The 25713-nt window shown below is 63.6% G+C and carries 27 protein-coding genes and 1 tRNA gene; 25 read left to right on the top strand and 3 right to left on the bottom strand.

The genetic code is table 11. The features are described 5' to 3' along the window. Position 1: 1 nt before the first annotated feature. Entirely contained in the window at positions 2–1255 is a 1254-nt protein-coding gene (pepT, locus tag RBJ75_RS05280; protein WP_044413644.1) for a peptidase T, read from the bottom strand. Between the two features lie 146 nt (positions 1256–1401). Further along, a complete protein-coding gene (locus RBJ75_RS05285) occupies positions 1402–1728 on the bottom strand; it encodes an HU family DNA-binding protein (RefSeq protein ID WP_044413647.1) in 327 nt (108 codons plus the stop codon). Positions 1729–1961: 233 nt separating this feature from the next. On the opposite strand from RBJ75_RS05285, the gene RBJ75_RS05290 reads away from it, so the two are divergent. Beyond that, positions 1962–2038, top strand: a tRNA-Asp gene (locus RBJ75_RS05290). A gap of 342 nt (positions 2039–2380) precedes the next feature. Here RBJ75_RS05290 and RBJ75_RS05295 read toward each other — a convergent pair. Continuing rightward, a complete protein-coding gene (locus RBJ75_RS05295) occupies positions 2381–2575 on the bottom strand; it encodes a hypothetical protein (protein ID WP_044413658.1) in 195 nt (64 codons plus the stop codon). Between the two features lie 304 nt (positions 2576–2879). On the opposite strand from RBJ75_RS05295, the gene RBJ75_RS05300 reads away from it, so the two are divergent. The 24 genes from RBJ75_RS05300 to RBJ75_RS05415 all read left to right on the top strand — a co-directional run bounded on the left by RBJ75_RS05300 (position 2880) and on the right by RBJ75_RS05415 (position 25555). Further along, entirely contained in the window at positions 2880–3245 is a 366-nt protein-coding gene (locus RBJ75_RS05300; RefSeq protein ID WP_044413649.1) for an NADH-quinone oxidoreductase subunit A, read from the top strand. Further along, positions 3236–3859, top strand: a complete 624-nt coding sequence (locus tag RBJ75_RS05305) for a NuoB/complex I 20 kDa subunit family protein (RefSeq protein WP_044413651.1) — start codon at positions 3236–3238, stop codon at positions 3857–3859. The genes RBJ75_RS05300 and RBJ75_RS05305 overlap by 10 nt, the downstream gene beginning before the upstream one ends. Before the next feature lie 10 nt (positions 3860–3869). Continuing rightward, complete coding sequence (locus RBJ75_RS05310) at positions 3870–4484, top strand: NADH-quinone oxidoreductase subunit C (protein WP_044413654.1); 615 nt, start codon at positions 3870–3872, stop codon at positions 4482–4484. A gap of 58 nt (positions 4485–4542) precedes the next feature. After that, a complete protein-coding gene (locus RBJ75_RS05315; protein ID WP_276156728.1) occupies positions 4543–5733 on the top strand; it encodes an NADH-quinone oxidoreductase subunit D in 1191 nt (396 codons plus the stop codon). Beyond that, positions 5730–6695, top strand: coding sequence for an FkbM family methyltransferase (locus RBJ75_RS05320; RefSeq protein ID WP_276156729.1), 966 nt, complete (start codon positions 5730–5732; stop codon positions 6693–6695). Before RBJ75_RS05315 ends, RBJ75_RS05320 begins: the two co-directional genes overlap by 4 nt. A 21-nt stretch (positions 6696–6716) precedes the next feature. After that, complete coding sequence (gene nuoE / locus RBJ75_RS05325; RefSeq protein WP_044416600.1) at positions 6717–7472, top strand: NADH-quinone oxidoreductase subunit NuoE; 756 nt, start codon at positions 6717–6719, stop codon at positions 7470–7472. Further along, the gene (locus RBJ75_RS05330; protein WP_044416598.1) at positions 7472–7681 is read left to right on the top strand and encodes a hypothetical protein; all 210 of its coding nucleotides are present in this window, start codon (positions 7472–7474) and stop codon (positions 7679–7681) included. The genes nuoE and RBJ75_RS05330 overlap by 1 nt, the downstream gene beginning before the upstream one ends. An 18-nt stretch (positions 7682–7699) precedes the next feature. Further along, complete coding sequence (gene nuoF / locus RBJ75_RS05335; protein ID WP_044416596.1) at positions 7700–9025, top strand: NADH-quinone oxidoreductase subunit NuoF; 1326 nt, start codon at positions 7700–7702, stop codon at positions 9023–9025. A 5-nt stretch (positions 9026–9030) separates the two neighbouring features. Then, positions 9031–11106, top strand: coding sequence for an NADH-quinone oxidoreductase subunit NuoG (nuoG, locus tag RBJ75_RS05340; RefSeq protein ID WP_044416594.1), 2076 nt, complete (start codon positions 9031–9033; stop codon positions 11104–11106). A 9-nt stretch (positions 11107–11115) separates the two neighbouring features. After that, positions 11116–12141: an NADH-quinone oxidoreductase subunit NuoH gene (nuoH, locus tag RBJ75_RS05345; protein WP_044416592.1), complete on the top strand. Its 1026-nt coding sequence runs from the start codon at positions 11116–11118 to the stop codon at positions 12139–12141. A gap of 7 nt (positions 12142–12148) precedes the next feature. After that, positions 12149–12637 carry an NADH-quinone oxidoreductase subunit NuoI gene (gene nuoI, locus RBJ75_RS05350; protein ID WP_044416590.1) on the top strand — a complete coding sequence of 163 codons (489 nt, stop codon included), beginning with the start codon at positions 12149–12151 and terminating at the stop codon, positions 12635–12637. Between the two features lie 9 nt (positions 12638–12646). Further along, positions 12647–13285: an NADH-quinone oxidoreductase subunit J gene (locus RBJ75_RS05355; protein ID WP_044416589.1), complete on the top strand. Its 639-nt coding sequence runs from the start codon at positions 12647–12649 to the stop codon at positions 13283–13285. Beyond that, complete coding sequence (gene nuoK, locus RBJ75_RS05360; protein ID WP_044416587.1) at positions 13282–13605, top strand: NADH-quinone oxidoreductase subunit NuoK; 324 nt, start codon at positions 13282–13284, stop codon at positions 13603–13605. Before RBJ75_RS05355 ends, nuoK begins: the two co-directional genes overlap by 4 nt. A gap of 65 nt (positions 13606–13670) precedes the next feature. Next, a complete protein-coding gene (gene nuoL / locus RBJ75_RS05365) occupies positions 13671–15734 on the top strand; it encodes an NADH-quinone oxidoreductase subunit L (RefSeq protein WP_044416585.1) in 2064 nt (687 codons plus the stop codon). Beyond that, the gene (locus RBJ75_RS05370; protein ID WP_044416583.1) at positions 15734–17245 is read left to right on the top strand and encodes an NADH-quinone oxidoreductase subunit M; all 1512 of its coding nucleotides are present in this window, start codon (positions 15734–15736) and stop codon (positions 17243–17245) included. Before nuoL ends, RBJ75_RS05370 begins: the two co-directional genes overlap by 1 nt. A gap of 25 nt (positions 17246–17270) precedes the next feature. Then, the gene (nuoN, locus tag RBJ75_RS05375) at positions 17271–18707 is read left to right on the top strand and encodes an NADH-quinone oxidoreductase subunit NuoN (RefSeq protein ID WP_044416581.1); all 1437 of its coding nucleotides are present in this window, start codon (positions 17271–17273) and stop codon (positions 18705–18707) included. Further along, entirely contained in the window at positions 18708–19523 is an 816-nt protein-coding gene (locus RBJ75_RS05380) for a biotin--[acetyl-CoA-carboxylase] ligase (RefSeq protein ID WP_044416579.1), read from the top strand. After that, positions 19523–21193, top strand: coding sequence for a ribonuclease J (locus tag RBJ75_RS05385; protein ID WP_276156730.1), 1671 nt, complete (start codon positions 19523–19525; stop codon positions 21191–21193). Before RBJ75_RS05380 ends, RBJ75_RS05385 begins: the two co-directional genes overlap by 1 nt. A gap of 22 nt (positions 21194–21215) precedes the next feature. Then, the gene (gene mce, locus RBJ75_RS05390; protein ID WP_044419241.1) at positions 21216–21620 is read left to right on the top strand and encodes a methylmalonyl-CoA epimerase; all 405 of its coding nucleotides are present in this window, start codon (positions 21216–21218) and stop codon (positions 21618–21620) included. A 4-nt stretch (positions 21621–21624) separates the two neighbouring features. Beyond that, entirely contained in the window at positions 21625–21900 is a 276-nt protein-coding gene (locus RBJ75_RS05395; protein ID WP_044419243.1) for a DUF1467 family protein, read from the top strand. A 458-nt stretch (positions 21901–22358) separates the two neighbouring features. Beyond that, on the top strand, positions 22359–22739 hold the full coding sequence (locus RBJ75_RS05400) for a DUF2946 family protein (RefSeq protein ID WP_044416358.1): 381 nt from the start codon (positions 22359–22361) through the stop codon (positions 22737–22739). A gap of 130 nt (positions 22740–22869) precedes the next feature. Continuing rightward, a complete protein-coding gene (locus RBJ75_RS05405; protein WP_044416360.1) occupies positions 22870–23394 on the top strand; it encodes a copper chaperone PCu(A)C in 525 nt (174 codons plus the stop codon). After that, a complete protein-coding gene (locus RBJ75_RS05410; protein ID WP_052629028.1) occupies positions 23391–23933 on the top strand; it encodes a YcnI family protein in 543 nt (180 codons plus the stop codon). The genes RBJ75_RS05405 and RBJ75_RS05410 overlap by 4 nt, the downstream gene beginning before the upstream one ends. A gap of 20 nt (positions 23934–23953) precedes the next feature. Continuing rightward, the gene (locus RBJ75_RS05415) at positions 23954–25555 is read left to right on the top strand and encodes a CopD family protein (protein ID WP_044416364.1); all 1602 of its coding nucleotides are present in this window, start codon (positions 23954–23956) and stop codon (positions 25553–25555) included. The last annotated feature ends 158 nt before the right edge of the window (positions 25556–25713 follow it).

A 25713-nucleotide genomic window follows, 5' to 3' on the forward strand; every position in this document is an offset into this window, starting at 1 on the left:
CTCACGCCCGTTCTTCCCAGATCATCGCCAGATGCACGATGGTCTGCACCGCCTTTTCCATGTCCTGGCGGCTGACCCATTCGAGCCGGGAATGGAAGGCGTGTTCGCCGGCGAAGATGTTGGGGCAGGGCAGGCCCATGAAGGACAGCCGGGAGCCGTCGGTGCCGCCGCGGATGCTGGTGGTCACCGGGGTGAGGCCGGCGCGGCGGATCGCCTCGCTTGCATTGGCGACCAGCGCCGGGTGGCGATCGACCACCTCTTTCATGTTGCGGTATTGCGGCTTGATCTCGAGCCGCGCCGTGGAGCGCGGATAGGCCGTCATCACCTCATCGATGATTCGCCGCAGCAGCGCTTCCTTCTCCTGCAAACCGGCTTCGGTGAAATCGCGGACGATGAAGCTCAGCGTCGCCTGTTCCAGCGCGCCCGAAATGCCGATCGGATGCAAAAATCCCTCGCGGCCCTCGGTGGTTTCCGGCGAGCAGCCGGTCTTGGGCAGCCGTTCGACGATCGCGGCGGCGATCTTGATGGCGTGCTCGATCTTGCCCTTGGCAAAGCCCGGATGGGCGCTGACGCCTGCGATGGTGATCACCGCGCCATCGGCCGAGAACGTCTCGTCCTCGATGTTGCCGGCGGACTCCCCGTCGATCGTATAGGCGAAAACGGCGCCGAGCTTGGCGAGGTCGACCTTGTCGACGCCGCGGCCGATCTCCTCGTCCGGGGTGAACAGGATCTTGATGGTGCCGTGCTTTAGCTGCGGGTTGCTCAGCAGGAATTCGGCGGCGTCCATGATCTCGGCGATGCCGGCCTTGTTGTCGGCGCCGAGCAAAGTGGTGCCGTCGGTGGTGATGATGTCATGGCCGATCTGGTCGGCCAGCGCCGGATGCTCGGCGGCGCGAATGATCTGGGTCGGATCGGCCGGCAGCACGATATCGCCGCCGCGGTAATCCGTCACGATCTGCGGCTTGACGTTGGCGCCCGAGCAGTCGGGCGAGGTGTCCATATGCGAGCAGAAGCAGATCACCGGGACCTGCTTGTCGCTGTTGGCGGGAATCGTGGCGTAGACATAGCCGTATTCGTCGAGATGGGCGTCGGCGAGGCCGAGCGCGCGCAACTCCTCAGCCAGCAGGGCGCCGAGCTGTTTTTGTTTGTCTGTGGATGGGCAGGTCGGCGATTCCGGGTCCGACTGGGTGTCGATCGTCACATAGCGCAGGAATCGCGCGGTGACGCCGTGGGTGAAGCCGATCGGGGATGTCACAGGCTGAACCGCCGAATCTCTGTCCTGAGCGCAGGATCTGCGTCTCAGGATCATCACGTCGCAAAATTCACATCGCGAAATCCGTCATTCCGAAGCGGCCGCGGCGCGAGCGCCCGGAATGACGTCAATTCATCGAAAGCGGAAGCCTAGACGGCTTCCTTCAGTTCCTTGGCGGCGCGGAAGGCGACCTTCTTGCTGGCCTTGATCTGGATGGCTTCGCCGGTGGCAGGGTTGCGGCCCATCCGGGCGGCGCGCTTGCGGACCTGGAGGATGCCGAGGCCGACGATGCGGATCCGCTCGCCCTTCTTGAGGTGCTTGGTGATTCGGCCGACCATGTCGCCAAGAATGGCTTCGGTCTGCTTCTTGGACAGCTCGTGCTCTTCGGCAAGCGCCGCTGCGAGATGCTTCAGGGTCACCGTGGTCGGTGTTGCGGCTTTAGTCGTTGCGGTTTTCGCAACTGCTTTCTTCGCCATATTTGGCCCTCCGGGTTGTTGGTGGCTTAGGAACCTAAGACGTAGCAGGGCTTAATCGATTCGGGGAGGCGATGACCATGCTGTTTTCCCTATAAACAGCCTATTATTTACATTGCCCCCGCGAAAAGAGCTGGCACAAAGGGGTTTCCGCAACCGGCGTGACTTGGTCGTGCGGCTTGACTTGGTCGTGGCGCCCCTTTATGTCCACCCCACTGCGGGATCACACGATCCACGCGGGAGTAGCTCAGTTGGTTAGAGCGCTGCCCTGTCACGGCAGAGGTCGCGGGTTCGAGTCCCGTCTCTCGCGCCAGTTTTTATAACTGGTTCAAGCATTTACCCCCATTCATACCTGCCGCTACGCCCGCCGCATGATCACGCTTCGACGTGGACATGGTGGGCACGGGCGCGATTCGTGATGTATCCCCGGATATCGAAGCGCTTCGGAGAAGGGCGCGCGAGCAGGCCGCGCCGGCGTGGCGCCTCATCTCATGCTCATGGCCGATCTGCCGAAAATCCAGGCGCCGTGCAGCGACGGATCTTGATCGGCGGCGGCCTGGCGACCAGGCGCCCAGGGTAATGGCCCGCGCGTCAACAAAAAGCCGCCCGAAGGCGGCCGTCGCAAGTTGGGGAGATCCCCTTGGGGAGTTCTGACCTAGCGAATTACCGGGCTTTCCGCGCGGGTCACGGTCATCTGCTTTCCCGCCTTGATGACATGGGCGCTCTGGCTGAAGTCAGCACTGCTGCGTGCCGAAATGCCAAGCCCCGCCACCACGACCCCCGCGACCAGGGCCATCACCACGATTTTCAAATGCGTCGCACGATCCGCCGAGTGGATTGAGTGGTTCATCTGAGCCTCCAAGCGACTTTGCCGCCTTTGTTGGCGATGATGTCTACTCCGCTCGTGTTTCAGGATGGTTTCGTCAAACCAGCGAAATGGTTTCACCTGTGGCATCCGAACAACATTGCTTCGAACGCGCTCGTGGCGGCTGCCGGTTGGAGCCACCCGAAAGGCCAGATTGTCAGGTCTACCTGTCAATTATGGCGTCAATTTCGCTTGTCTTGCGCGGCCTGTTGCGCTGCGCTAAGCCTCGGAATAATTCCAATGTTCAACGAATCTGCGGCAGTGCACAAACGCAGGGTGGGGATCGGCGATGAGCGGTATTTTGCCGAATTATCTTCCAATTGTTGTCTTTATCGTCGTGGCCGCGGCGCTGAGCTTTGCCATGCTGGTGGCGCCGTTCGCCCTCGCATTTCAGCAGCCGGACCCCGAGAAGCTCTCGGCTTATGAATGCGGCTTCAGTGCTTTCAGCGATGCGCGCATGAAGTTCGACGTGCGGTTCTACCTTGTCGCCATATTGTTTATCATCTTCGATCTTGAGGTGGCGTTCCTGTTTCCCTGGGCGGTGGCGTTCGGGAAACTGGGGGTGGCCGGCTTCTGGTCGATGATGGTGTTTCTCGGCGTGCTGACGGTCGGCTTCGCCTATGAGTGGAAGAAGGGCGCCCTGGAATGGGATTGAGTCCAGTGTCGACACCCCTGCAACAAAAACCCTCGGTGACCCCGATTGGCGCGCAGCCATTGGTGTCGCGGCCGGCCAGCGGGATCATTGATCCCAGCACCGGAAGGCCCGTGGGGGCCAACGACCCTTATTTCCTCGAGGTGAACAACGAGCTGGCGGACAAGGGGTTTTTTGTCGCCGCGACCGACGACCTGATTACCTGGGCGCGCACCGGCTCGCTGATGTGGATGACCTTCGGGTTGGCCTGCTGCGCGGTCGAGATGATGCAGATGTCGATGCCGCGCTACGACGCCGAGCGATTCGGGTTTGCGCCGCGCGCCTCTCCCAGGCAGTCCGACGTGATGATCGTGGCCGGCACGCTGACCAACAAGATGGCGCCGGCGCTGCGCAAGGTCTACGATCAGATGCCGGAGCCGCGCTATGTGATCTCGATGGGATCCTGCGCCAATGGCGGCGGCTATTACCATTATTCCTACGCCGTGGTGCGCGGCTGCGATCGCATCGTTCCGATCGACATCTACGTGCCCGGTTGCCCGCCCACGGCGGAAGCGTTGCTCTACGGCGTGATGCTGCTGCAGAAGAAAATCCGGCGCACCGGAACCATCGAACGCTAAAGGCTGAACTATGGACGACGCTGGGCTCGATACCCTAGGTCAGACAATTGTTGGTGCTCTTCCGGGCGCCGCGGTTGGGCATTCGATTGATTTCGGTCAGCTCACGGTGACCATTGAGGCCGCCAAGGTGGTCGAGGTGGTGACGTTTCTGCGCGACGATCCGCGCTGCCGGTTCGTCAGCTTCATCGACGCCACCGCGGTCGACTATCCGGGCCGCGAGCAGCGCTTCGATCTGGTCTATCATTTCCTGTCGCCGACGCTGAACGCCCGGGTCCGGCTGCGCGCCGAGATCGGCGAGACGACCCAGGTGCCCTCGATCATCGAGGTGTTTCCCGGCGTCGACTGGTTCGAGCGCGAGGCCTACGACCTCTACGGCGTGATCTTCACCGGCCATCCCGACATGCGGCGGCTGCTGACGGATTATGGCTTTGATGGTCATCCGCTGCGCAAGGATTTCCCGCTGTCGGGCTTTGTCGAGGTCCGTTACGACGACGACGAAAAGCGCGTGGTCTACGAGCCGGTGCGGCTCAACCAGGAATTCCGCAAATTCGATTTCCTGTCGCCATGGGAGGGTGCCGACTATCCGATCCTTCCCGGCGACGAGAAGGCGGAGGTGAAGCCGTGACCATGTCCACCCCTCGCCATTTGCTATTCGCCCATCGCCCAGCAGCGGAAGCCGCGTCATGATCGAAACGCCGTTGCGCAACTTCACCATCAATTTCGGACCGCAGCATCCGGCGGCGCATGGCGTGCTGCGGCTGGTGCTGGAGCTCGACGGCGAAGTGGTCGAGCGGGTCGATCCGCATATCGGCCTGCTGCATCGCGGCACCGAAAAGCTGATCGAGCACAAGACCTATCTGCAGGCGATTCCCTATTTCGACCGGCTCGATTACGTCGCGCCGATGAATCAGGAGCACGCGTTCTGTTTGGCGGCGGAGAAGCTGCTCGACCTGCCGGTGCCACGTCGCGCCCAGCTGATCCGAGTGCTGTATTGCGAAATCGGCCGCATCCTGTCGCATCTGCTCAACGTCACCACCCAGGCGATGGACGTCGGCGCGTTGACCCCGCCGCTGTGGGGGTTCGAGGAACGCGAAAAGCTGATGGTGTTCTACGAGCGCGCTTCCGGCAGCCGGATGCACGCGGCCTATTTCCGCATTGGCGGGGTTCACCAGGATCTGCCGCCGCAGCTGATCAACGACATCGAAGCCTGGTGCGACCCATTCATCCAGGTCGTCGACGACCTCGAGACGCTGCTGACCAACAACCGGATCTTCAAGCAGCGCAATGTCGATATCGGCGTGGTGACGCTGGCGCAGGCCTGGGAATGGGGTTTCTCGGGCGTGATGGTGCGCGGCTCCGGTGCCGCCTGGGATCTGCGCAAGGCGCAGCCCTATGAATGCTACGCCGAGATGGATTTCGACGTTCCGATCGGCAAGAACGGTGACTGCTACGACCGCTACTGCCTGCGCGTCGAAGAGATGCGCCAGTCGGTGCGCATCATGAAGCAGTGCATCGCCAAGCTGCGTGCTCCGGACGGGCAGGGACCGGTCGCCACCGACGACAACAAGATCTTCCCGCCGCGCCGTGGCGAGATGAAGCGCTCGATGGAAGCGCTGATCCACCATTTCAAGCTCTATACCGAAGGCTTCAAGGTGCCGGCCGGCGATGTCTATGTCGCGGTCGAAGCGCCGAAGGGCGAGTTCGGCGTCTATCTGGTCTCGGACGGCACCAATAAGCCCTACAAATGCAAGATTCGCGCGCCCGGCTTTGCGCATCTGCAGGCGATGGACTTCATCTGCCGCGGACATCTGCTGGCCGACGTCTCGGCGATTCTCGGCTCTCTGGACATCGTGTTTGGAGAGGTCGATCGTTGATCGCGCAGCCGCCCATCGCGTTTGACCGCAGCACCGGCATTCTTGAAGGCGCCAATGCCTTGGAGCGCCTGGCTGCCTGCGCGCTGGTGACCGGCGCCAGGATTTCATCGACGTTCTCCTATCGCGGCTACAACCGCTGCGCCAATCTGCTGCGCAAGGCGTTGCCGGAACGCGATATCGCCATCAAGCTCAGCCCGGATGCGGTGTTCGTGTTTCCCTTTGGCGATGGCTACTGGAGCAAGCTGCTGCAGCCGTCCTTTCGCTACGAGATCGATATCGAGGTGCTGTTCGAGGGCGCCTCCGACATCGATTACACGCTGATCGATTGCGGCGCGAATTACGGCTACTGGTCGGTTCAGGTGTCGAGCGCGCCGTTCGGTTCGCGCAACGTCATCGCGATCGAGCCATCATCCGCCAATTTCGCCAAGCTGCTGACCAACGCCAAGCTCAACGGCGATCGCTTCGTCGTTTTGAAGAGCGCCATCGGCGCGGTGCCTGGCGTCGCGAGGCTGTCTGGCACCAAGCACGAGGCGCTGAGCATCGCCGGCAATCCTGATGCCGAGGGTGAGGACGTCCCGGTGCTGACCCTCGACGGCCTGCTCGACGACGGCAAGATTCGCGCCGACGGCAAATATCTGGTCAAGCTCGACGTCGAAGGCGTCGAGATCGATGCCATCAAGGGCGGGACCCGGCTGCTGCAAGGTGATACCGCGATCCTGTGCGAAGAGCATGGCAATGATCCGGCGCATACGGTGTCGCGATTCATCCTGGATCACACCCCGCTGAAACTGGTCGTATACGATCCGCACAGTAACCGGTACGAAAACGTGGACGACCTTTCGATCCTGGATCGAATCAAAGTGGCGTCGAATGTCGGTTACAACGTCGTCGGAACCGCGAGCCCATTCTGGCTGGCCCGGATCGAGACCCTGAATGCGAGCGCCGCGAAACGCGTTCACTGAGACCTGAGAGACACACAGACAATGTCCGTCCGACGTTTGGCCCCGAAAGAACTGCAGCCCGCGAGCTTCGCCTTCACCGCGGAGAATCTCGCCTGGGCCAAGCGCGAGATCGCGAAATATCCCGAGGGCCGCCAGGCCTCCGCGGTGATCGCGATCATGTGGCGGGCGCAGGAGCAGTGCGGCGGCTGGATTCCCGAAGTGGCGATTCGCGCCGTCGCCGACATGCTGCAGATGGCGCACATCCGGGCTTTGGAAGTCGCGACGTTCTACACGATGTTTCAGCTGCAGCCGGTCGGCAAGAAGGCGCATGTGCAGGTCTGCGGCACCACGCCGTGCCGGCTGCGCGGCGCCGGCGAACTGATCGAAGTCTGCAAGCACCGGATCAATCACGAGCCGTTCCAACTGTCCGCCGACGAAGATTTCAGCTGGGAGGAGGTCGAGTGTCTCGGCTCCTGCGTCAACGCCCCGATGGTGCTGATCTGGAAGGACACCTACGAGGATCTGACCGTCGAGAGCTTCGGCAAGCTGCTGGATGGTTTTGCGAGCGGCAACCCGCCGCAGCCGGGCCCGCAAAACGGCCGGCAGTTTTCCGCGCCGCTGGGCGGTCCGACCACGCTGAAGGATATCGAGACCGCCGGTACCGGCGCAGCCGATGCGAACAACGGACCGGCGCTGACCGATTCCGAGTCGAAGAAGCCCGGTGCGGCCGCCAATGTTCAGGAACGTCCGGCGCCGAAACCGCCCATGGGCGACGCTACCGCGAAGGGCAATATGTGATGCAGCGCGGCGCCGTGCTTGACGTTTTTAAAGGTATCGGATTGATGCGTAATCTGCGCTACATCCTGCTGCACGCGGTGACCGCCAGCGTGTTTATTTTCCTGCTGCAGCGCTACGCGCTCAGTGCGACACTTGAATCAAGCCTGTTGTGGGCGCTGACCTTCGGCGGATGTGCCGCCGGGCTCGCCTACATGCAATCCAATCGTTGATCGGGGACGCAGCCTGCCATGCTCGACGACAAGGACCGCATCTTCCGCAATCTTTACGGCCTCCACGACTGGGGCCTCGAAGGCGCGCGCCGTCGCGGCGCCTGGGACGGCACCAAGGCGATCATCGAAAAGGGCCGCGACTGGATCATCGCCGAAATGAAGGCCTCGGGTCTGCGTGGCCGCGGCGGCGCCGGATTCCCGACCGGGCTGAAATGGTCGTTCATGCCGAAGGAATCGACCGACGGCCGGCCGAGCTATTTGGTGGTCAACGCCGACGAATCCGAGCCCGGCACCTGCAAGGATCGCGAGATCATGCGCCACGATCCGCATCTGCTGATCGAAGGCTGCCTGATCGCCGGCTGCGCGATGAACGCTCATGTCGGCTACATCTATGTGCGCGGCGAATTCATCCGCGAGCGCGAGCATCTGCAGGCCGCGATCGATCAGGCCTATGAGGCCAAGCTGCTCGGCAAGGACAATAATAACGGCTGGCCGTTTGACCTCTATGTCGCCCACGGCGCCGGCGCCTATATCTGCGGCGAAGAGACCGCGCTGCTGGAGAGCCTCGAGGGCAAGAAGGGCATGCCGCGGCTGAAGCCGCCATTCCCGGCCAATGTCGGCCTCTATGGCTGCCCGACCACGGTCAACAATGTCGAATCGATCGCGGTCGCCCCCGACATTCTGCGGCGCGGCGCGTCGTGGTTCTCCGGGATCGGCCGGCCGAATAATGTCGGCACGAAACTGTTCTGCATTTCCGGCCATGTCGAGCGGCCCTGCAATGTCGAAGAAGAGATGGGGATTCCGTTCCGCGAGCTGATCGAGCGGCATTGCGGCGGGATCCGCGGCGGCTGGGACAATCTCAAGGCTGTAATCCCCGGCGGCTCGTCGGTGCGGATGGTGCCGGCTGAACAGATCATCGATACGCCGATGGATTTCGACAGCCTCGGCAAGCTGCGCTCCGGCCTCGGCACCGCCGCGGTGATCGTGATGGACAAGTCGACCGATCTGATCGCGGCGATTGCGCGGATCTCGTATTTCTACAAGCATGAGAGCTGCGGCCAGTGCACGCCGTGCCGCGAAGGCACCGGCTGGATGTGGCGGGTGCTGACCAGAATGGCGGAAGGCCGCGCCCACAAGCGCGAGATCGACATGCTGCTCGAAGTCACCAAGCAGGTCGAAGGCCACACCATCTGCGCGCTCGGCGACGCCGCGGCGTGGCCGATCCAGGGATTGATCACGCATTTCCGGCATGAGATCGAGGAGCGGATCGACGCCTATTCGCACCGCGCCGATGTCGACGATGTCGGTATTCTCGATCCCGCCCACATGGTCGCGGCGGAGTAGGCCACATGATCAAACTCATCGTCGACGGCAATGAAATCGAAGTCCCGCCGGACTACACGCTGCTGCAGGCCTGCGAGGCCGCGGGCGCCGAGATTCCGCGGTTCTGCTACCATGAGCGGCTGTCGATCGCCGGCAATTGCCGGATGTGTCTGGTCGAGGTGAAGGGCACGCCGAAGCCGGTGGCGAGCTGCGCCTGGGGCGTGCGCGATTGCCGTCCGGGTCCGAAGGGCGAGCCGCCGGAAATCTCGACCCGTTCGCCGATGGTCAAGAAGGCGCGCGAAGGCGTGATGGAATTCCTGCTGATCAATCATCCGCTGGATTGCCCGATCTGCGATCAGGGCGGCGAATGCGACCTGCAGGACCAGGCGATGGGCTACGGCGTCGATTCCAGCCGCTTTGCAGAGAACAAGCGCGCGGTCGAGGACAAATATCTCGGCGTCCTGGTCAAGACCTCGATGAACCGCTGCATCCAGTGCACCCGCTGCGTGCGCTTCGCCTCCGAAGTCTGCGGGCTGCCCGAAATGGGCGCCACCGGCCGCGGCGAGGATATGGAGATCACCACCTATCTCGAAAGCGCGCTGACCTCGGAATTGCAGGGCAATCTGGTCGACATCTGTCCGGTCGGGGCGCTGACCTCGAAGCCCTATGCGTTCGCCGCACGGCCTTGGGAGCTCGGCAAGACCCAGTCGATCGACGTGATGGACGCGCTCGGCTCGGCGATCCGGGTCGACACCCGCGGCCGCGAAGTGATGCGGATTCTGCCGCGCGTCAACGAGGCGGTGAACGAGGAGTGGATCTCCGACAAGACCCGCCACATCGTCGACGGATTGCGCACCCAGCGGCTCGATCGGCCCTATATCCGAGAAGCCGGCAAGTTGCGCGCGGCGTCGTGGGCGGAAGCGTTCGGCGCGATCGCCGCCAAGCTCGGCCAGGTCGATGGCAAGCGGATCGGCGCGATCGCCGGCGATCTTGCCGCCGTGGAAGAGATGTTCGCGCTGAAGCAGCTGATGACCATGCTGGGCTCGGCCAACATCGCCGCGCAGAAAGTCGCGGCGTTCGATCCCAAGGCGGGCCGGGCGTCCTACATCTTCAATCCGACCATCGCCGGCATCGAGCAGGCCGACGCGCTGCTGATCGTGGGCGCCAATCCGCGCAAGGAAGCCGCCGTCTTCAACGCCCGGATCCGCAAGCGCTGGCGCAGCGGCGCGCTGAAAATCGGCGTGATCGGCGAACAGGCCGATCTGACCTACCAATATGATTATCTCGGCGCTGGCGTGGATTCGCTGAGCGATCTCGCCGCCGGCAAGAACGATTTCGCCGAGGTGCTGAAGAACGCCAAAAACCCGATCATTCTGGTCGGCGCGTCGGCGCTGGCGCGGCACGACGCCGCCGCGGTGCTGGCGCAGGCAGCGAAACTGGCGCTGGATCTGGGCGCGGTGAAGGATGGCTGGAACGGCTTCGGCGTGCTGCATGGCGCGGCTTCCAGCGTCGGCGCGCTCGACGTCGGCTTCGCACCCGGCGACAGCGGTCTCACCGCCGCGCAGATGATCACCGTCGGCACGCTCGACGTGCTGTTCTCGCTGGGCGCCGACGAGATCATGGTGCCGGACGATGTTTTCGTGGTCTATATCGGCACCCATGGCGACCGCGGCGCGCATCGCGCCGACGTCATCCTGCCGGGCGCCGCCTATACGGAGAAGTCCGGCCTTTACGTCAACACCGAGGGCAGGGTGCAGATCGCCGAACGCGCCGCGTTCCCACCCGGCGAGGCCCGCGAGGATTGGGCGATCCTGCGCGCGCTGTCGGAGGCGATCGGTCACAAATTGCCTTATGATTCGCAGAGCGCTTTGCGCAAGGCGCTGTTCGGCGCGGTGCCGCATCTGATGCGGGTCGATCAGATCGAGGCCGGCGACGCCGGCGGCATTCGCGCACTCGCGGCGCGCGGCGGCAAGGTCGAGAAATCGCCGTTCAGGCCGGCGATCGACGATTATTACATGACCAACCCGATCGCGCGGGCCTCGGCGGTGATGGCGGAATGTTCGCGCCTGGCCTCCGGGCAGATGCTGACAGCGGCGGAGTGAGCAGGATCGATGGCTGAATTCTGGACAACCTATCTGTGGCCGTTGATCATCGTGGTGGGGCAGAGCCTGCTGCTGATCGTGGTGCTGCTGGTCTGCATCGCCTATATCCTGCTGGCCGATCGCAAGATCTGGGCGGCGGTGCAGATCCGGCGCGGGCCCAATGTGGTCGGGCCCTTTGGGTTGCTGCAATCCTTCGCCGACCTGTTGAAATTCGTGTTCAAGGAGCCGACCGTTCCGTCGGGCGCCAACAAGGGCGTGTTCCTTCTGGCGCCGCTGGTGACCTGCGTGCTGGCGCTGTCGGCCTGGGCGGTGATCCCGGTCTCGGCCGGATGGGTGATCGCCGATATCAATGTCGGCGTGCTGTATATTCTCGCGGTGTCGTCGCTGTCGGTCTACGGCATCATCATGGCCGGCTGGTCGTCGAATTCGAAATATCCGTTCCTGGCGGCGCTGCGCTCCGCCGCGCAGATGGTATCCTACGAAGTCTCGATCGGCCTGGTGATCATCTGCGTGCTGCTCTGCGTCGGCTCGCTCAACCTCACCGCGATCGTCGAAGCGCAGAACACCAAGCTGGGCCTGCTCGGCTGGTATTGGCTGCCGCTGTTTCCGGTGTTCGTGATCTTCTACGTCTCGGCGCTGGCCGAGACCAACCGTCCGCCATTCGATCTGGTCGAGGCCGAGTCCGAGCTGGTCGCGGGCTTCATGGTGGAATATTCCTCGACGCCCTATCTGCTGTTCATGCTCGGCGAATACGTCGCCATCACCACGATGTGCGCGATGGGCGCGATCCTGTTCCTCGGCGGCTGGTTGTCGCCGATTCCCTTCGCCCCGTTTACCTGGGTGCCGGGCATCATCTGGTTCGTGCTGAAACTGTTCTTCATGTTCTTCATGTTTGCGATGGCGAAGGCGATCGTACCGCGCTACCGCTACGACCAATTGATGCGACTCGGCTGGAAGGTGTTCCTGCCGCTGTCGCTGGTGATGGTGGTGATCGTCGCCGCCGTGCTTCAATTTGCGGGGCTGGCACCGAAATGAGGCCGTCATGAGCGTCAACGCATCCGCCCGTTCGCTACTGCTGACCGAATTCGTATCGGCGTTCTTTCTCGCCATGCGTTATTTCTTCAAGCCGAAGCCGACGTTGAACTATCCCTTCGAAAAGGGGCCGATCTCACCGCGCTTTCGCGGCGAGCACGCGCTGCGTCGTTATCCGAACGGCGAGGAACGCTGCATCGCCTGCAAATTGTGCGAGGCGATCTGCCCGGCGCAGGCGATCACCATCGAGGCCGGACCGCGCCGCAATGACGGCACCCGCCGCACCGTGCGCTATGACATCGACATGGTGAAATGCATCTATTGCGGGCTGTGCCAGGAAGCGTGCCCGGTCGACGCCATTGTCGAGGGGCCGAATTTCGAATTCGCCACCGAGACCCGTGAGGAGCTGTATTACGACAAGGCGAAACTTCTCGCCAACGGCGACCGCTGGGAACGCGAGATCGCCAAGAGCATCGAACTCGATGCGCCATACCGGTGAGCTGACGCCATGACCATGCCCGCGCTGTTCTTTTATCTCTATGCCTGCACCGCGATCGCCTCCGCGGTGATGGTGATCGTCGCGCGCAATCCCGTGCATTCGGTGCTGTTCCTGATCCTGGTGTTCGTCAACGCCGCCGGGCTGTTCATGCTGATGGGCGCCGAATTCCTGGCGATGATCCTGATCGTGGTCTATGTCGGCGCGGTCGCGGTGCTGTTCTTGTTCGTGATCATGATGCTGGATGTCGATTTCAGCCGCTTGCGCGAAGGATTTCTGGAATATCTGCCGTTCGGCCTGTTGATCGGCGTGATCTTCCTCGCCGAATTGCTGCTGCTGGCGGGCGGCTGGGTCATCAGTCCGACCATCACCCAGGCGATCACCTCGCCGATCCCGGCCAATGTCGGCAATACCGAGGCGCTCGGGCTGGTGCTCTACACCCGCTACATTCACTACTTCCAGATTTCGGGCCTGATCCTGCTGGTGGCGATGATCGGCGCGATCGTGCTGACGATCCAGCACAAGAAGAAGGTGAAGCGGCAGAACATCGGCGCGCAGAACGCGCGGACCAAGGACGCGGCGATGGATGTGCGCAAGGTGGCGTCGGGGCAGGGGCTCAAGGACGCGGACGCGGCGGAGTGGGTGCAATGACGGATGCCTTGACGACCATCGGCCTGGGGCACTTCCTCTCGGTCGCCGCCATCCTGTTCACCCTCGGCACGCTCGGGATCTTCCTGAACCGCAAGAATGTGATCATCATCCTGATGTCGATCGAGCTGATGCTGCTCGCGGTCAACATCAATCTGGTGGCGTTTTCCAGCTATCTGAACGACATCGTCGGACAGGTGTTCGCCTTGCTGGTGCTCACGGTGGCCGCGGCGGAAGCGGCGATCGGCCTTGCGGTGCTGGTGGTGTATTTCCGCAACCGCGGTTCGATCGCGGTTGAAGACATCAACTTGATGAAGGGCTAGGGCATGATCCGGGACCACGAGACGCGGTTGTCCGGCCGGATCACGCTCGCGCAAAAGGCGCTCGCATGATCCAGGCCATTGTTTTCCTGCCGCTGGTCGGCGCGCTGATTGCTGCCGTCATCGCGCTGGTCGGCGCCCATGCGCGCCATCCCAGCGGCGACACCCTCGATCATGGCGATGGCCACGGCCACGCCGCGCATGACGATCATGCCCATGCCGCTCATGCCGACGACGATCACGGCCACGATCATCCGGTCGAGCCAGCGGCCGCCGGCTCGCGGGTCACCGAAATCATCACCACGGCGCTGCTGCTGATCTCCGCCGGCCTGTCATGGGTGGCGCTGGTCGATGTCGGCTTCATGCATCACGACGTGCGGATCGCGCTGTTTCCCTGGATCAATTCCGGGGATCTGCAAGTGGCGTGGTCGCTGCGCGTCGATACGTTGACCGCGGTGATGCTGGTGGTGGTGACCTCGGTGTCGTCGCTGGTTCACCTGTATTCGATCGGCTACATGAATGACGACCCGAACCGGCCGCGGTTCTTCGGCTATCTGTCGCTGTTCACCTTCGCGATGCTGATGCTGGTGACCGCCGACAATCTGGTGCAGATGTTCTTCGGCTGGGAAGGCGTCGGTCTCGCCAGCTATCTGCTGATCGGGTTCTGGTACCAGAAGCCCTCGGCCAATGCCGCGGCGATCAAGGCCTTTGTGGTCAACCGGGTCGGCGATTTCGGCTTCGCGCTCGGCATTTTCGCGATCTACATGCTGATCGGCTCGACCGATTTCGAAACCATCTTCGCCGGCGCGCCCGGCCTGGTCGGCAAGACCATTCCGCTGTTCGGCTGGCACGCCGATGCCCTGACCTTGACCTGCCTGCTGCTGTTCATGGGCGCGATGGGCAAGTCGGCCCAGTTCCTGCTGCACACCTGGCTGCCGGACGCGATGGAAGGCCCGACCCCGGTCTCCGCGCTGATCCACGCCGCCACGATGGTCACCGCTGGTGTATTCATGGTGGCGCGGCTGTCGCCGCTGTTCGAGTTGGCGCCCGACGCGCAGACCTTCGTGATGTTCATCGGCGGCACCACGGCGTTCTTCGCCGCGACCATCGGCCTGGTGCAGAACGACATCAAGCGGATCATCGCCTATTCGACCTGTTCGCAGCTCGGCTACATGTTCGTCGCGATGGGGGCGGGGGCCTATTCGGTCGGCATCTTCCATCTGTTCACCCACGCCTTCTTCAAGGCGCTGCTGTTCCTGGGCTCGGGCTCGGTGATCCACGCGATGCATCACGAGCAGGACATCCGCCGCATGGGCGGGCTGAAGGACAAGATCCCGTTCACCTATATCGCGATGGTGATCGGCACCCTGGCGCTGACCGGCTTTCCGCTCACCGCCGGCTATTTCTCCAAGGACGCGATCATCGAATCCGCCTATGCCTCGCATAACCCAATGGCGTTCTACGGCTTCGTCATGACGGTGGTCGCCGCCGGCCTGACCTCGTTCTATTCCTGGCGGCTGATCTTCAAGACCTTCCACGGCGAGCCGCATGATCAGGCGCATCATCAGGCCGCTCATGAAAGTCCGTTGCCGATGCTGATCCCGCTGTTCGTGCTGGCGGTCGGCGCGCTGGCGGCGGGTTTCCCGTTCAAGGAATTGTTCGCCGGGCACGGCATTGAGGAGTTCTTCCGCGACTCGCTGAAGATGAACCCGGAGATTATCGACGCGATGCACCACATTCCGGAAAGCGTCGCGTTCCTGCCGACGGTGATGATGGTGATCGGCTTCCTGGTGGCGTGGATGTTCTATATTCGAAGGCCGTATCTGCCGGTCGAACTCGCCAATCAGCATCAGCTGCTGTACAAATTCCTGCTCAACAAATGGTATTTCGACGAGCTGTATGACCTGATCTTCGTGCGCCCGACCAAATGGCTCGGCCGCTTCCTGTGGAAGAAGGGCGATGGCCTGATCATCGACGGGCTCGGCCCGGACGGGATTTCGGCGCGGGTGCTGGATGTCACCCGTGGCGTGGTCAGGCTGCAGACCGGCTATCTCTACCATTATGCTTTCGCGATGCTGATCGGCGTGGCCGGTCTGATTACGTGGTTCATGCTCGGCGTGGGAGGCCAGTGATGACGACCTGGCCCGTTCTTTCCGTCGTCACTTTCCTGCCGCTGGTCGGCGCCGTGCTGGTGTACCTGCTGGCGCGCGGCAGTGACGAGGCCGCCAACCGCAATGCGCGCTGGATCGCGCTGTGGACCACGCTGATCACCTTCGCGGTGTCGCTGATCCTCGTGATGCGGTTCGACCAGAGCAATCCGGACTTCCAATTCGTCGAAAAGGCGCCGTGGATCGCCAACGCCATCACCTATCATATGGGTGTGGACGGCATTTCGCTGCCCTTCGTGATCCTGACCACGGCGTTGATGCCGTTCTGCATCATCGCCAGCTGGAAATCGATCAAGCTGCGGGTGCGCGAATATATGATCGCGTTCCTGTTCCTCGAAACGCTGATGATCGGCACCTTCTCGGCGCTGGATCTGGTGCTGTTCTATCTGTTCTTCGAGGGCGGCCTGATCCCGATGTTCCTGATCATCGGGGTGTGGGGCGGTCCGCGCCGGGTCTATGCCTCGTTCAAATTCTTCCTCTACACGCTGCTCGGCTCGGTGTTGATGCTGCTGGCGATCATGGCGCTGTACCTGAACGCCGGCACCACCGACATTCCGACGCTGATGCATACGGCCGTGCCGCGTGGGTTGCAGACCTGGGCGTGGCTGGCGTTCTTCGCGTCCTTCGCCGTGAAGATGCCGATGTGGCCGGTGCACACCTGGCTGCCGGACGCCCATGTCGAGGCACCGACCGCGGGCTCCGTGGTGCTGGCGGCGATCATGCTGAAGATGGGCGGGTACGGCTTCCTGCGGTTCTCGCTGCCGATGTTTCCGGATGCGTCGCTGTATTTCACGCCGTTCATGTTCGCCCTGTCGGTGATCGCGATCGTCTACACCTCGCTGGTCGCGCTGATGCAGGAAGACATCAAGAAGCTGATCGCCTATTCGTCGGTGGCCCATATGGGCTTCGTCACCATGGGGATCTTCGCCGGGACCACCCAGGGCGTCGCCGGCGGCGTGTTCCAGATGATCTCGCACGGCATCGTGTCGGGCGCGCTGTTCCTCTGCGTCGGCATCGTCTACGACCGCCTGCATACCCGCGAGATTGCCGCCTATGGCGGGCTGGTCAACCGGATGCCGCTCTATGCGCTGGTGTTCATGGTGTTCACCATGGCCAATGTCGGGCTGCCGGGCACCTCCGGTTTCGTCGGCGAATTTTTGACGCTGATCGGCACCTTCAAGGTCTCGCTGCCGACCGCGATGGTGGCCACGCTGGGCGTGATCCTGTCGGCGGCCTATGCATTGTGGTTGTACCGCAAGGTGATCTTCGGGGCGCTGGTGAAGCCGTCACTGGCCAGCATCAAGGACCTGACCTTGCGTGAAAGCATCATGCTGGCGCCGCTGGTCATCCTCACCCTTCTGTTCGGCGTCTATCCGAAGCCCGTGCTCGACATGTCGGCGGCTTCGGTGCAACTCCTCGTCACCAATTACGCTGCCGCGACCTCTGCCGTGAAGGCAGCGGCGCTGCTGCATTAAACGCGGCAGGTCAGGACAAGACGCCATGAATTTTGATGCCGCCGGCTATTCGCTGCTACCCATCCTGCCGGAGATCGTGCTGGTGATCGGCGCCATGCTGCTGTTGATGCTCGGCGCCTATCGCGGGGCACAGACGACGCGGCTGGTCACCACGCTGGCGATCGTCCTGCTGGTGGTGACCGGCGGCCTCGAACTGATGCTGCCGGCCGGCAGACTGGTGACGTTCGGCGGCAGCTTCATCGTCGATGACTTCGCCCGGTTCCTCAAGATCCTAGCGCTGATCGGCTCTGCCGCGACGCTGATCCTGTCGGCGGAGATTGTCGCCGATCCGTCGCGCCGGATGTTCGAATATGCGATCCTGGTGCTGCTGTCCTCGGCCGGCATGATGCTGCTGATTTCGGCCGGCGACCTGATCATGCTCTATCTCGGCCTCGAACTGATGAGTCTCGCGCTCTATGTGGTGGCGGCGAGTAATCGCTCGGATCCGAAATCCAACGAGGCCGGCCTGAAGTATTTCGTGCTCGGCGCGCTGTCGTCCGGGATGCTGCTATACGGCGCCTCGCTGATCTACGGCTTCACCGGCACCGTCAGCTTCGCCGGCATCGCCGCGGTCGCCAAGGACGGCAATGTCGGCCTGGTGTTCGGTCTGGTGTTCCTGTTTGCCGGCCTGTGCTTCAAGGTCTCGGCGGTGCCGTTCCATATGTGGACGCCCGACGTCTATGAGGGCGCGCCGACCCCGGTCACCGCGTTCTTCGCCTCGGCGCCGAAGGTCGCGGGTCTGGCGATCTTTACCCGGGTGGCGCTCACCGCCTTTCCCGGCATCGTCCCGCAATGGCAGCAGATCATCGTTTTCGTGGCGATCGCCTCGATGGCGCTGGGCTCGTTCGCGGCGATCGCGCAGACCAACATCAAACGCCTGATGGCCTATTCGGCGATCGGCCATATCGGCTTCGCGCTGGTGGGGCTGGCCGCCGGGACGGTGGAAGGCGCGCAGGGCGTGCTGGTCTATATCTCGATCTATGTCGCGATGACGCTCGGCACTTTCGCGGTGATCCTGGCGATGAAGCGGGGCGGCCTGCACGTCGAGAACATCCGGGATTTCGCCGGCCTGTCGCGCACCAATCCGGCGCTGGCGTTCGTCTTCGCGATGTTGCTGTTTTCGATGGCGGGGGTTCCGCCCTTGGCCGGGTTCTTCGCCAAGTTCTACGTGTTTGTCGCGGCCATCAAGGCCGGGCTGTTCACACTTGCGGTGATCGGCGTGGTGACCAGCGTGGTGAGCGCCTTTTATTATCTGACCATCGTCAAGGTGATGTATTTCGACGAGCCGGCGCCGGGCATCGATCCGGTGCGGATGGAGCTGCGCACCGTGCTCGCTGTCGCGGGCGTGTTCAACATCCTGTTCTTCGTGTATCCGGCGCCGCTGGTGAGCGCCGCGTCGGTGGCTGCCAAGTCGCTGTTCTAGGTGGTGTTCTCGCTGGGTCCGAAATCGCGGGCGGCGGGCACCGGCGTCAAGGTGTTTGCCGAGACCGGCTCGACCAATATCGACGCGATGGATCATGCCCGCGCCGGCGGCGCGGCGCCCTGCTGGTTCGTCACCACGATCCAGACGGCCGGCCGCGGCCGCCGCAACCGCCCATGGGTCGCGCCGCGCGGCAATCTTGCCAGTTCGGTGTTCGAAATCCTCAACGTGACGCCGCCAGTGGCGGCGACGCTTGGCTTTGCCGCCGGTATCGCGGTGGAGATGGCGCTGCGCCAGGTCAGCGTCGAGGCCGCCATGCGGGCCCCGGATTCGGCTGCGAATGATTATCGGCTGAAATGGCCCAACGACATTCTGGCCGGCGGCGCCAAGCTCGTCGGCATGAATCTGGAGGCCGAGGCACGCCCCGACGGTCAATTGGCGGTCGTCGTCGGTATCGGGATCAATGTGGTGGCGGCGCCCGAAGGCACGCCCTATCGGGCGACCAGTCTCAACGCCCTCGGCGTCGGCGCCAGCGCCGAAGACGTGTTTGCAGCGCTGTCGGATTCGTGGCACGAGATGCGTGGAATTTGGAATAACGGTCGCGGCTTCCCGCAGATCCGCACCATGTGGCTGGAACGCGCTGCCGGGCTCGGGCAGGCGGTCTCGATCAGCCACGGCACTTCCGTTGTTTCGGGAATATTCGACACCATCGATGATACCGGCTGTATGATCGTGACGACTGCGGACCGCAAACGAATCCCGATTGCGGCCGGGGATGTTTATTTCGGCGACGCCGCGTCGGCAAAGGCAACAAATTGATGGCACGGCCAGATGAAATGACCTTCGTCCCGCTCGGGGGCGTCGGCGAGATCGGCATGAATCTTTATGTCTACGGCTTCGGCAACGGTCCGCAGCGGCGCTGGCTCATGGTCGATCTCGGGGTGTCGTTCGGCGATGAGGAGCATCTGCCCGGCATCGATCTGATCATGCCGGATGTACGATTCCTGGAGAAGGAAAAGAAGAATCTGGTCGGGCTGGTACTGACCCACGCCCATGAGGATCATTTCGGCGCCATCATCGATTTGTGGCCGAAGCTGAAATGCCCGATCTACGCCACCAAGTTCAGCGCATCTTTGTTCGCCGCCAAGTTGGCGTCGGAACGCAACCCGCCGAAAATTCCGGTGACCGTGGTGCCGTCCGGCGGCCGAATCGATCTGGGGCCGTTCAACGTCGAATTCATCCCGGTGGCGCATTCGATTCCGGAAGCCCACGCGCTGGCGATCCGCACCTCGGTCGGCACCGTGGTGCATACCGGCGACTGGAAGATCGATCTCACCCCGATCATCGGCAAGCCGACCGACGAGGCGCGCTTGCGCCAACTCGGCGACGAGGGGGTGCTGGCGCTGATCGGCGATTCCACCAACGCGGTGCGCGAGGGCCAATCGCCGTCGGAGGCCGAGGTCGCCAAGAATCTCGCCGCCTTGATGAAGGCGGCACGCGGTCGGGTCGCGGTCACCACCTTCGCTTCTAACGTCGCGCGGCTGCGCGCTGTCGCCGAGGCCGCGCAGGCCTGTGGCCGCGAGGTCGTTCTCGTCGGCCGCGCCATGGAACGGGTGGTGCAGGTGGCCCGCGAGACCGGTTATCTCGACGGCATCCCGGCATTCCGCGGCGCCGACCTGTACGGGCATTTTCCGCCTGACAAGGTGGTGGCGCTGTGCACCGGCAGCCAGGGCGAACCGCGCGCGGCGCTGTCGCGGATCGCCAATGACGACCATCCGCAGGTCACGCTGAACAAGGGCGACTGCGTGATCTTCTCCTCGCGCACAATTCCGGGCAATGAGCGTTCGGTCGGCGGCATCATCAACGGCCTGATCAACCAGGGCATCGAGGTGATCACCGACCGCACCCATATGGTTCACGTCTCCGGCCATCCGCGCCGCGACGAATTGCGCGAGATGATTTCCTGGGTCCGTCCGCAATTGCTGATCCCTGTGCATGGCGAAGCGCTGCATCTGTTCGAGCACGGCAAACTCGCGCGCGCCTGCGGCGTGCCCAAAGTGCTGATCTGCAAGAACGGCGATTTGGTGCGGCTGGGGCCGGGCGATAGCGCGGTGATCGAGCAGCTGCCGTCGGGTCGGCTTTACAAGGACGGCTCGATTCTCGAGGAGTCGAAATCGCGCGCCGTGGTGGAACGCAAGAAACTGTCGTTCGCCGGCGCCGTCTTCGTGGCCTTCGCCATCACCGACAAGGGCGAGTTGGTCGACGATCCGGAGATCGATCTGGCCGGCATCCCGGAAAAGAATTCCGGCGGCGAGCCGATCGACGATATCCTGTTCGACGCCATCGTCACCACGATCGAAGGCCTGCCGAAGGCGCGCAAGCGCGATCCCGACGCGATGGCCGAATCGGTGCGACGCACGGTGCGTTCGGTGGTGCAGGAGCATTGGGGCAAGAAGCCGCTGTGCTATGTACACGCTTTGACGGTTTGATAAGCAACGACGGAGAACTGCCATGTTGGGCCGGCTTAATCACGTGGCCATCGCGGTAAAGGATGCGGAGCACGCCGCCAAGATCTATGGCGCGGCGTTCGACGCGGAGATCTCGGCTGCGGTGCCGCTGCCCGAGCACGGCGTCATCACGGTGTTCGTGACGCTGCCCAATACCAAGATCGAGTTCATCCAGCCGCTCGGCGAGGCCTCGCCGATCGCCAAATTCCTTGAGCGCAATGCCGACGGCGGCATTCACCACATCTGCTACGACGTGCCGGATATCATCGCGGCACGCGATACGCTGGTGAAGGCGGGCGCCCGCGTGCTCGGCGACGGCGAGCCGAAGATCGGTGCCCACGGCAAGCCGGTGCTGTTTCTACACCCGAAGGATTTTTCCGGAGCGCTGGTCGAAATCGAGCAGGAGTGATCGGATGATCGCCACTATCTCGACCCTGCTGGCGATCTACTTCGTGCTGTGGTGGATCGTGTTGTTTATGACGCTGCCGTTCGGAATTCACAGCCAGTCCGAAAGCGGCGAGGTGATCCCCGGCACCGATCCCGGCGCGCCCGTCGCGTCATCGATGGCGCGCAAAGCCAAATGGACCACGATCGTTTCGGCGGTGATCTTTGCCGTCGCGCTGCTCGCTTACCATGCCGGCTATTTCAACATCGAGCGGCTGTCGAAGCTGATGGGCGTCCCGCTGTAGCGCCGATCTTGGATGGCGTGATCGGATCGATCGACGATCGGTGCTGCAAAAAAAAGAGCAGGACGCAAGTCCTGCTCAAAAACCGTGTCGACCCTTAATGTCCCGATTAGTTCTCTTATCGTTGTTTGCCGGGCGACGCTGCTTTTGCGCGTCAGGGTTCCTCCCGAGACTTGGACCACCAGACTTTCGCCTTACGGATAAGCCTGAGCTTGAATTCGTAACCGATCGCATGCGATTTGTCATCAATTCCGGCAATGATTGGGCAAAATTGATGCACACGACGAAATGATTGAAAAATCGCCACCGAAGGTTGTGGCCGTCGCCGTGCGCGATGCCGCAGCGACAACTGTCAAGTGCACTTCACGCCGCCGCAGTCTACAGCCGCTGCAGCTGCTTAGCGGTTGCATCGGCCTGTTTCGACCTGCATGATAATTGCTCAGGGAAGGCAGGCTGCGATCATGCGTCCGCGGTTTCGACAATTGATGCCGATCGTGGCGATCGCGCTGCTGGTGCAGCTTTTGTCGCCGATCGGCGCGTTCCGCGTCGTCGCCCTGTCGGTATCCGATCCGCTGGCCGTGATCTCGATCTGTTCCGGCCGGGCCGGGACCCAGGACAGTTCAGGCCTGCCGGCTGGTCCGCATGGCGATGGCAGTTGCTGCGCCATCTGTGCCGCGGGACTCGGCGGCCCGCCGGTGCCGAACGGGGCGCCGTTCAGCTTCGTGACGCTGCAGCGTCAGTATCAGACCGTGGTCTGGCGCGAGCGCATTGCGGCGCCGACGGCCGACCGCGTCGGCTCCAACGCACAGGCGCGCGGACCGCCGCTTGCCGCCTTGCTATGAGGCGACCCACGGGGCGCAGCTACCGGCTGCCTCCCTATTGCATGATTTAACGGGCTGGCTTCGCGATCGGGTTCGGACATCGTCCGCCCGCAGCGCGCGACGCTCGCTCGCAAACAAGAGAGATTCCAACATGAACACCATCTTTCGCGGCGTTGCATCCGCGGCCATCCTCTGCGCGCTGTCCACCGCTCAGGCGCAGGCCGGCGAAGTCAAGGCCGGCAATCTGGTCATCACCCAGGCATGGGCTCGCGCCACGCCGGGCGGCGCCAAGATCGGCGGCGGCTACCTCACCGTCGAGAACACGGGGACGACGCCGGACCGCCTGCTGGGCGGCTCCTCGACCATCGCCGCCAAGATCGACATCCACGAAATGGCGATGAACAACGGCGTGATGACCATGCGTCCGCTCGACAACGGCCTTGCGATCGCGCCGGGCAAGACCGTCACATTGGCACCCGGCGGCTATCATTTGATGCTGATGGATCTGAAGGCCCCGCTGAAGCAGGGCGACAAGGTGCCGGTGACGCTCGATTTCGAAAAGGCCGGCAACGTGAAGGTGGCGCTCGACGTCCAGGGCGTCGGTGCGCAGGCGCCGGCAGGCGGCGCTCATGGTGGCGCGATGGCGCCGATGGGCCATTCCGGAATGAAGAAATGAGCCGCGCTCGGATGAGTGGCTGGCCGTCGGCAGCGATGCCGCTGGCTGCGCTGGCGTTGATCTTTGGATCGGCGCCGGCCTTCGCGCATGTCACGCTGTCGCCCAATGAGGCGGCGGCGGGCGGCTATTTCCAGGCCACCTTCAGCGTGCCCCATGGTTGCAACGGCAGTGCCACGGTCGCCCTGCGGATCAAGGTGCCGGACGGGGTGTTGAGCGTGAAGCCGCAGATGAAGCCCGGCTGGAGCGTCGACATCACGACAAGGAAGGTCGATGGCGCCCCGCGCCTGCACGGCAAGGTCATCACCGAGACCGTGGACGAGGTGTCATGGCGCGGCGGCCCGTTGCCGGACCGGCTTTACGATACGTTCGGCCTGATCATGAAGCTGCCGGATACGCCCGGCAAGACGCTGTACTTCCCGGTGGTGCAGGAATGCGAGAGCGGCGTGACGCGCTGGATCGAGATTCCGGCCGCGGGCAAGGACGGTGACGAAATGCCTGAGCCCGCGCCACGGCTCCGCCTGAAGCCCAAGGGATCTTGAGAGGGATCTTGAGAGGGATCTTGAGAGGGTCCGTTGCACAGCGATTCCGGCGCCGCCTATGGGCGGCGCTGGGCCTTGTGTGGCTGGCGCTGGCGCCGTCGGCGGCGCTCGCCCATGCCAGCCTGGTCGCCAGCGATCCCGCCAACGAGGCGGTGCTGACGACCGCGCCGGCGACGCTGACGCTGCGCTTCAACGAGGCGGTCGAACCGCTGGCCTTGCGGCTGATCGATGCGCGCGGCACCGCGACGCCGATCGTACAAATAGACCGGGACGGCGACAATCTGGTGCTGACGCCGCCGGCGCCGCTGGGCGAGGGGGTGCATCTGCTGAGCTGGCGGGTGATCTCGGAGGATGGTCATCCGGTCGGCGGTTCGCTGAGCTTCTCGATCGGACGCGCCGACACCGCGCTGCCGACGCTCGAGGTCACCGGCCACGCCCCGCGCCGCGCCGCGATCTGGCTGGCGCGCCTCGCCATCTATCTGGGGCTGTTTGTCGGCGCCGGCGGCGCATTCTTCCTGGCCTGGGTGCCGAGGTCGCAGCCCGATCGCGGGACGACCATCGGCTGCGCCGTGATCAGTCTTGTCGGACTGGCAGCCGTCGCGGTGTCGACCGCATTGCAGGGGCTCGACATGGCCGACCTGCCGTTGCGCAGGCTGTTGTCTACGGCGGCCTGGGCCAGCGGCATGCAGGGATCGTTCGGCCATGCCGCGGCGATTGCCGTCGTGGCGCTGCTATGCGGCCTGGTCTCGCTGGCGTCGCGGGGCCGGGCAGCGAAGACCTGGTCGCTGATCGCACTGCTGGGGACCGGCGCGGCGCTCGCCGCCAGCGGTCATGCCGCCACCGCGAATCCGCGCTGGGTCACCATGACGTCGGTCTTCGTGCATGGCGTCTGCCTGGCTTACTGGATCGGCGCGTTGCTGCCGCTCGGACTGGCGCTGCGTGCCGGGGCCGATCGCGGCCGGGATTCGCTCGCCGCTTTTTCCCGGACGATTCCCTTTGCGGTCGGGGCCTTGCTGGCCAGCGGTGTCGCCTTGGCGGTCGTGCAACTGGGGCGGGTCGCGGCGCTGTGGACCACCTCCTATGGCCAAGTGCTGTGCGTCAAGATCGCCCTGGTCCTGCTGCTGCTGGCTTTCGCGCTGCTCAATCGCCGGCTGACCCCGGGCGCGCTGGCGGGGGCGGAGCGGCCGCGGCGCGCCTTGCGGCGATCAATCGCGGCCGAACTGATCGTGGTGGCGGCGATCCTCGGCGTCGTGGCCCTGTGGCGATTTACGCCGCCGCCGCGGGCGCTGGCCGCGGCCACCGACAGCTCGGTCACTTATCTGCATGCCGAGCGGGCGATGGCGCAAGTCACCGTGGCGCCGGGGCGGGCCGGGCCGATCGACATCACCGTTGAGCTTGAGGCGCCCGACCACACTCCGTTGCGCGCCCAGGCGCTGACCGTGACGCTGTCAAATCCCGCCATGGGCATCGAACCCGCGGCCGCGGACGCGCAAAGCCTCGGGTCGGGGCAGTGGCGGGTGCGGATGGTCGCGCCGGTGCCCGGCCGTTGGACGTTGTCGCTCGGCATCCTGATCTCGGATTTCAACAAGATCGTCGTCGAGGGGCCGATCCTAATCCGATAGTCTGAGCTGCGACGGGGCCTGCGCCAAGCCATGCCGCCGCCTCGGCGGGGCCGCCGAAAGTCAAATGAATCCGGGCGTTTTTGCGGCTTTCCGCGCGCCGCCCTTGTATTTTCGCAGCCAATCCGGTTTCACTGCTGCGAATTCCTGTCCCTCCGATT

This window comes from Rhodopseudomonas sp. BAL398 (assembly GCF_033001325.1).
Lineage (GTDB): Bacteria > Pseudomonadota > Alphaproteobacteria > Rhizobiales > Xanthobacteraceae > JARJEH01.

What these genes read in the sequence shown, in the direction of transcription:
- RBJ75_RS05330 (WP_044416598.1), top strand. Translation starts at nt 7,472, where the DNA reads ATGCAGCGCGGCGCCGTGCTTGACGTTTTTAAAGGTATCGGATTGATG.
- RBJ75_RS05295 (WP_044413658.1), bottom strand. Translation starts at nt 2,575, where the DNA reads ATGAACCACTCAATCCACTCGGCGGATCGTGCGACGCATTTGAAAATC.
- RBJ75_RS05305 (WP_044413651.1), top strand. Translation starts at nt 3,236, where the DNA reads ATGGGATTGAGTCCAGTGTCGACACCCCTGCAACAAAAACCCTCGGTG.
- RBJ75_RS05410 (WP_052629028.1), top strand. Translation starts at nt 23,391, where the DNA reads ATGAGCCGCGCTCGGATGAGTGGCTGGCCGTCGGCAGCGATGCCGCTG.
- RBJ75_RS05310 (WP_044413654.1), top strand. Translation starts at nt 3,870, where the DNA reads ATGGACGACGCTGGGCTCGATACCCTAGGTCAGACAATTGTTGGTGCT.
- RBJ75_RS05300 (WP_044413649.1), top strand. Translation starts at nt 2,880, where the DNA reads ATGAGCGGTATTTTGCCGAATTATCTTCCAATTGTTGTCTTTATCGTC.
- nuoI (WP_044416590.1), top strand. Translation starts at nt 12,149, where the DNA reads ATGAGCGTCAACGCATCCGCCCGTTCGCTACTGCTGACCGAATTCGTA.
- nuoL (WP_044416585.1), top strand. Translation starts at nt 13,671, where the DNA reads ATGATCCAGGCCATTGTTTTCCTGCCGCTGGTCGGCGCGCTGATTGCT.
- nuoE (WP_044416600.1), top strand. Translation starts at nt 6,717, where the DNA reads ATGTCCGTCCGACGTTTGGCCCCGAAAGAACTGCAGCCCGCGAGCTTC.
- RBJ75_RS05370 (WP_044416583.1), top strand. Translation starts at nt 15,734, where the DNA reads ATGACGACCTGGCCCGTTCTTTCCGTCGTCACTTTCCTGCCGCTGGTC.
- RBJ75_RS05405 (WP_044416360.1), top strand. Translation starts at nt 22,870, where the DNA reads ATGAACACCATCTTTCGCGGCGTTGCATCCGCGGCCATCCTCTGCGCG.
- nuoG (WP_044416594.1), top strand. Translation starts at nt 9,031, where the DNA reads ATGATCAAACTCATCGTCGACGGCAATGAAATCGAAGTCCCGCCGGAC.
- nuoH (WP_044416592.1), top strand. Translation starts at nt 11,116, where the DNA reads ATGGCTGAATTCTGGACAACCTATCTGTGGCCGTTGATCATCGTGGTG.
- RBJ75_RS05395 (WP_044419243.1), top strand. Translation starts at nt 21,625, where the DNA reads ATGATCGCCACTATCTCGACCCTGCTGGCGATCTACTTCGTGCTGTGG.
- nuoK (WP_044416587.1), top strand. Translation starts at nt 13,282, where the DNA reads ATGACGGATGCCTTGACGACCATCGGCCTGGGGCACTTCCTCTCGGTC.
- RBJ75_RS05355 (WP_044416589.1), top strand. Translation starts at nt 12,647, where the DNA reads ATGACCATGCCCGCGCTGTTCTTTTATCTCTATGCCTGCACCGCGATC.
- RBJ75_RS05315 (WP_276156728.1), top strand. Translation starts at nt 4,543, where the DNA reads ATGATCGAAACGCCGTTGCGCAACTTCACCATCAATTTCGGACCGCAG.
- RBJ75_RS05400 (WP_044416358.1), top strand. Translation starts at nt 22,359, where the DNA reads ATGCGTCCGCGGTTTCGACAATTGATGCCGATCGTGGCGATCGCGCTG.
- RBJ75_RS05385 (WP_276156730.1), top strand. Translation starts at nt 19,523, where the DNA reads ATGGCACGGCCAGATGAAATGACCTTCGTCCCGCTCGGGGGCGTCGGC.
- nuoN (WP_044416581.1), top strand. Translation starts at nt 17,271, where the DNA reads ATGAATTTTGATGCCGCCGGCTATTCGCTGCTACCCATCCTGCCGGAG.
- RBJ75_RS05285 (WP_044413647.1), bottom strand. Translation starts at nt 1,728, where the DNA reads ATGGCGAAGAAAGCAGTTGCGAAAACCGCAACGACTAAAGCCGCAACA.
- mce (WP_044419241.1), top strand. Translation starts at nt 21,216, where the DNA reads ATGTTGGGCCGGCTTAATCACGTGGCCATCGCGGTAAAGGATGCGGAG.
- nuoF (WP_044416596.1), top strand. Translation starts at nt 7,700, where the DNA reads ATGCTCGACGACAAGGACCGCATCTTCCGCAATCTTTACGGCCTCCAC.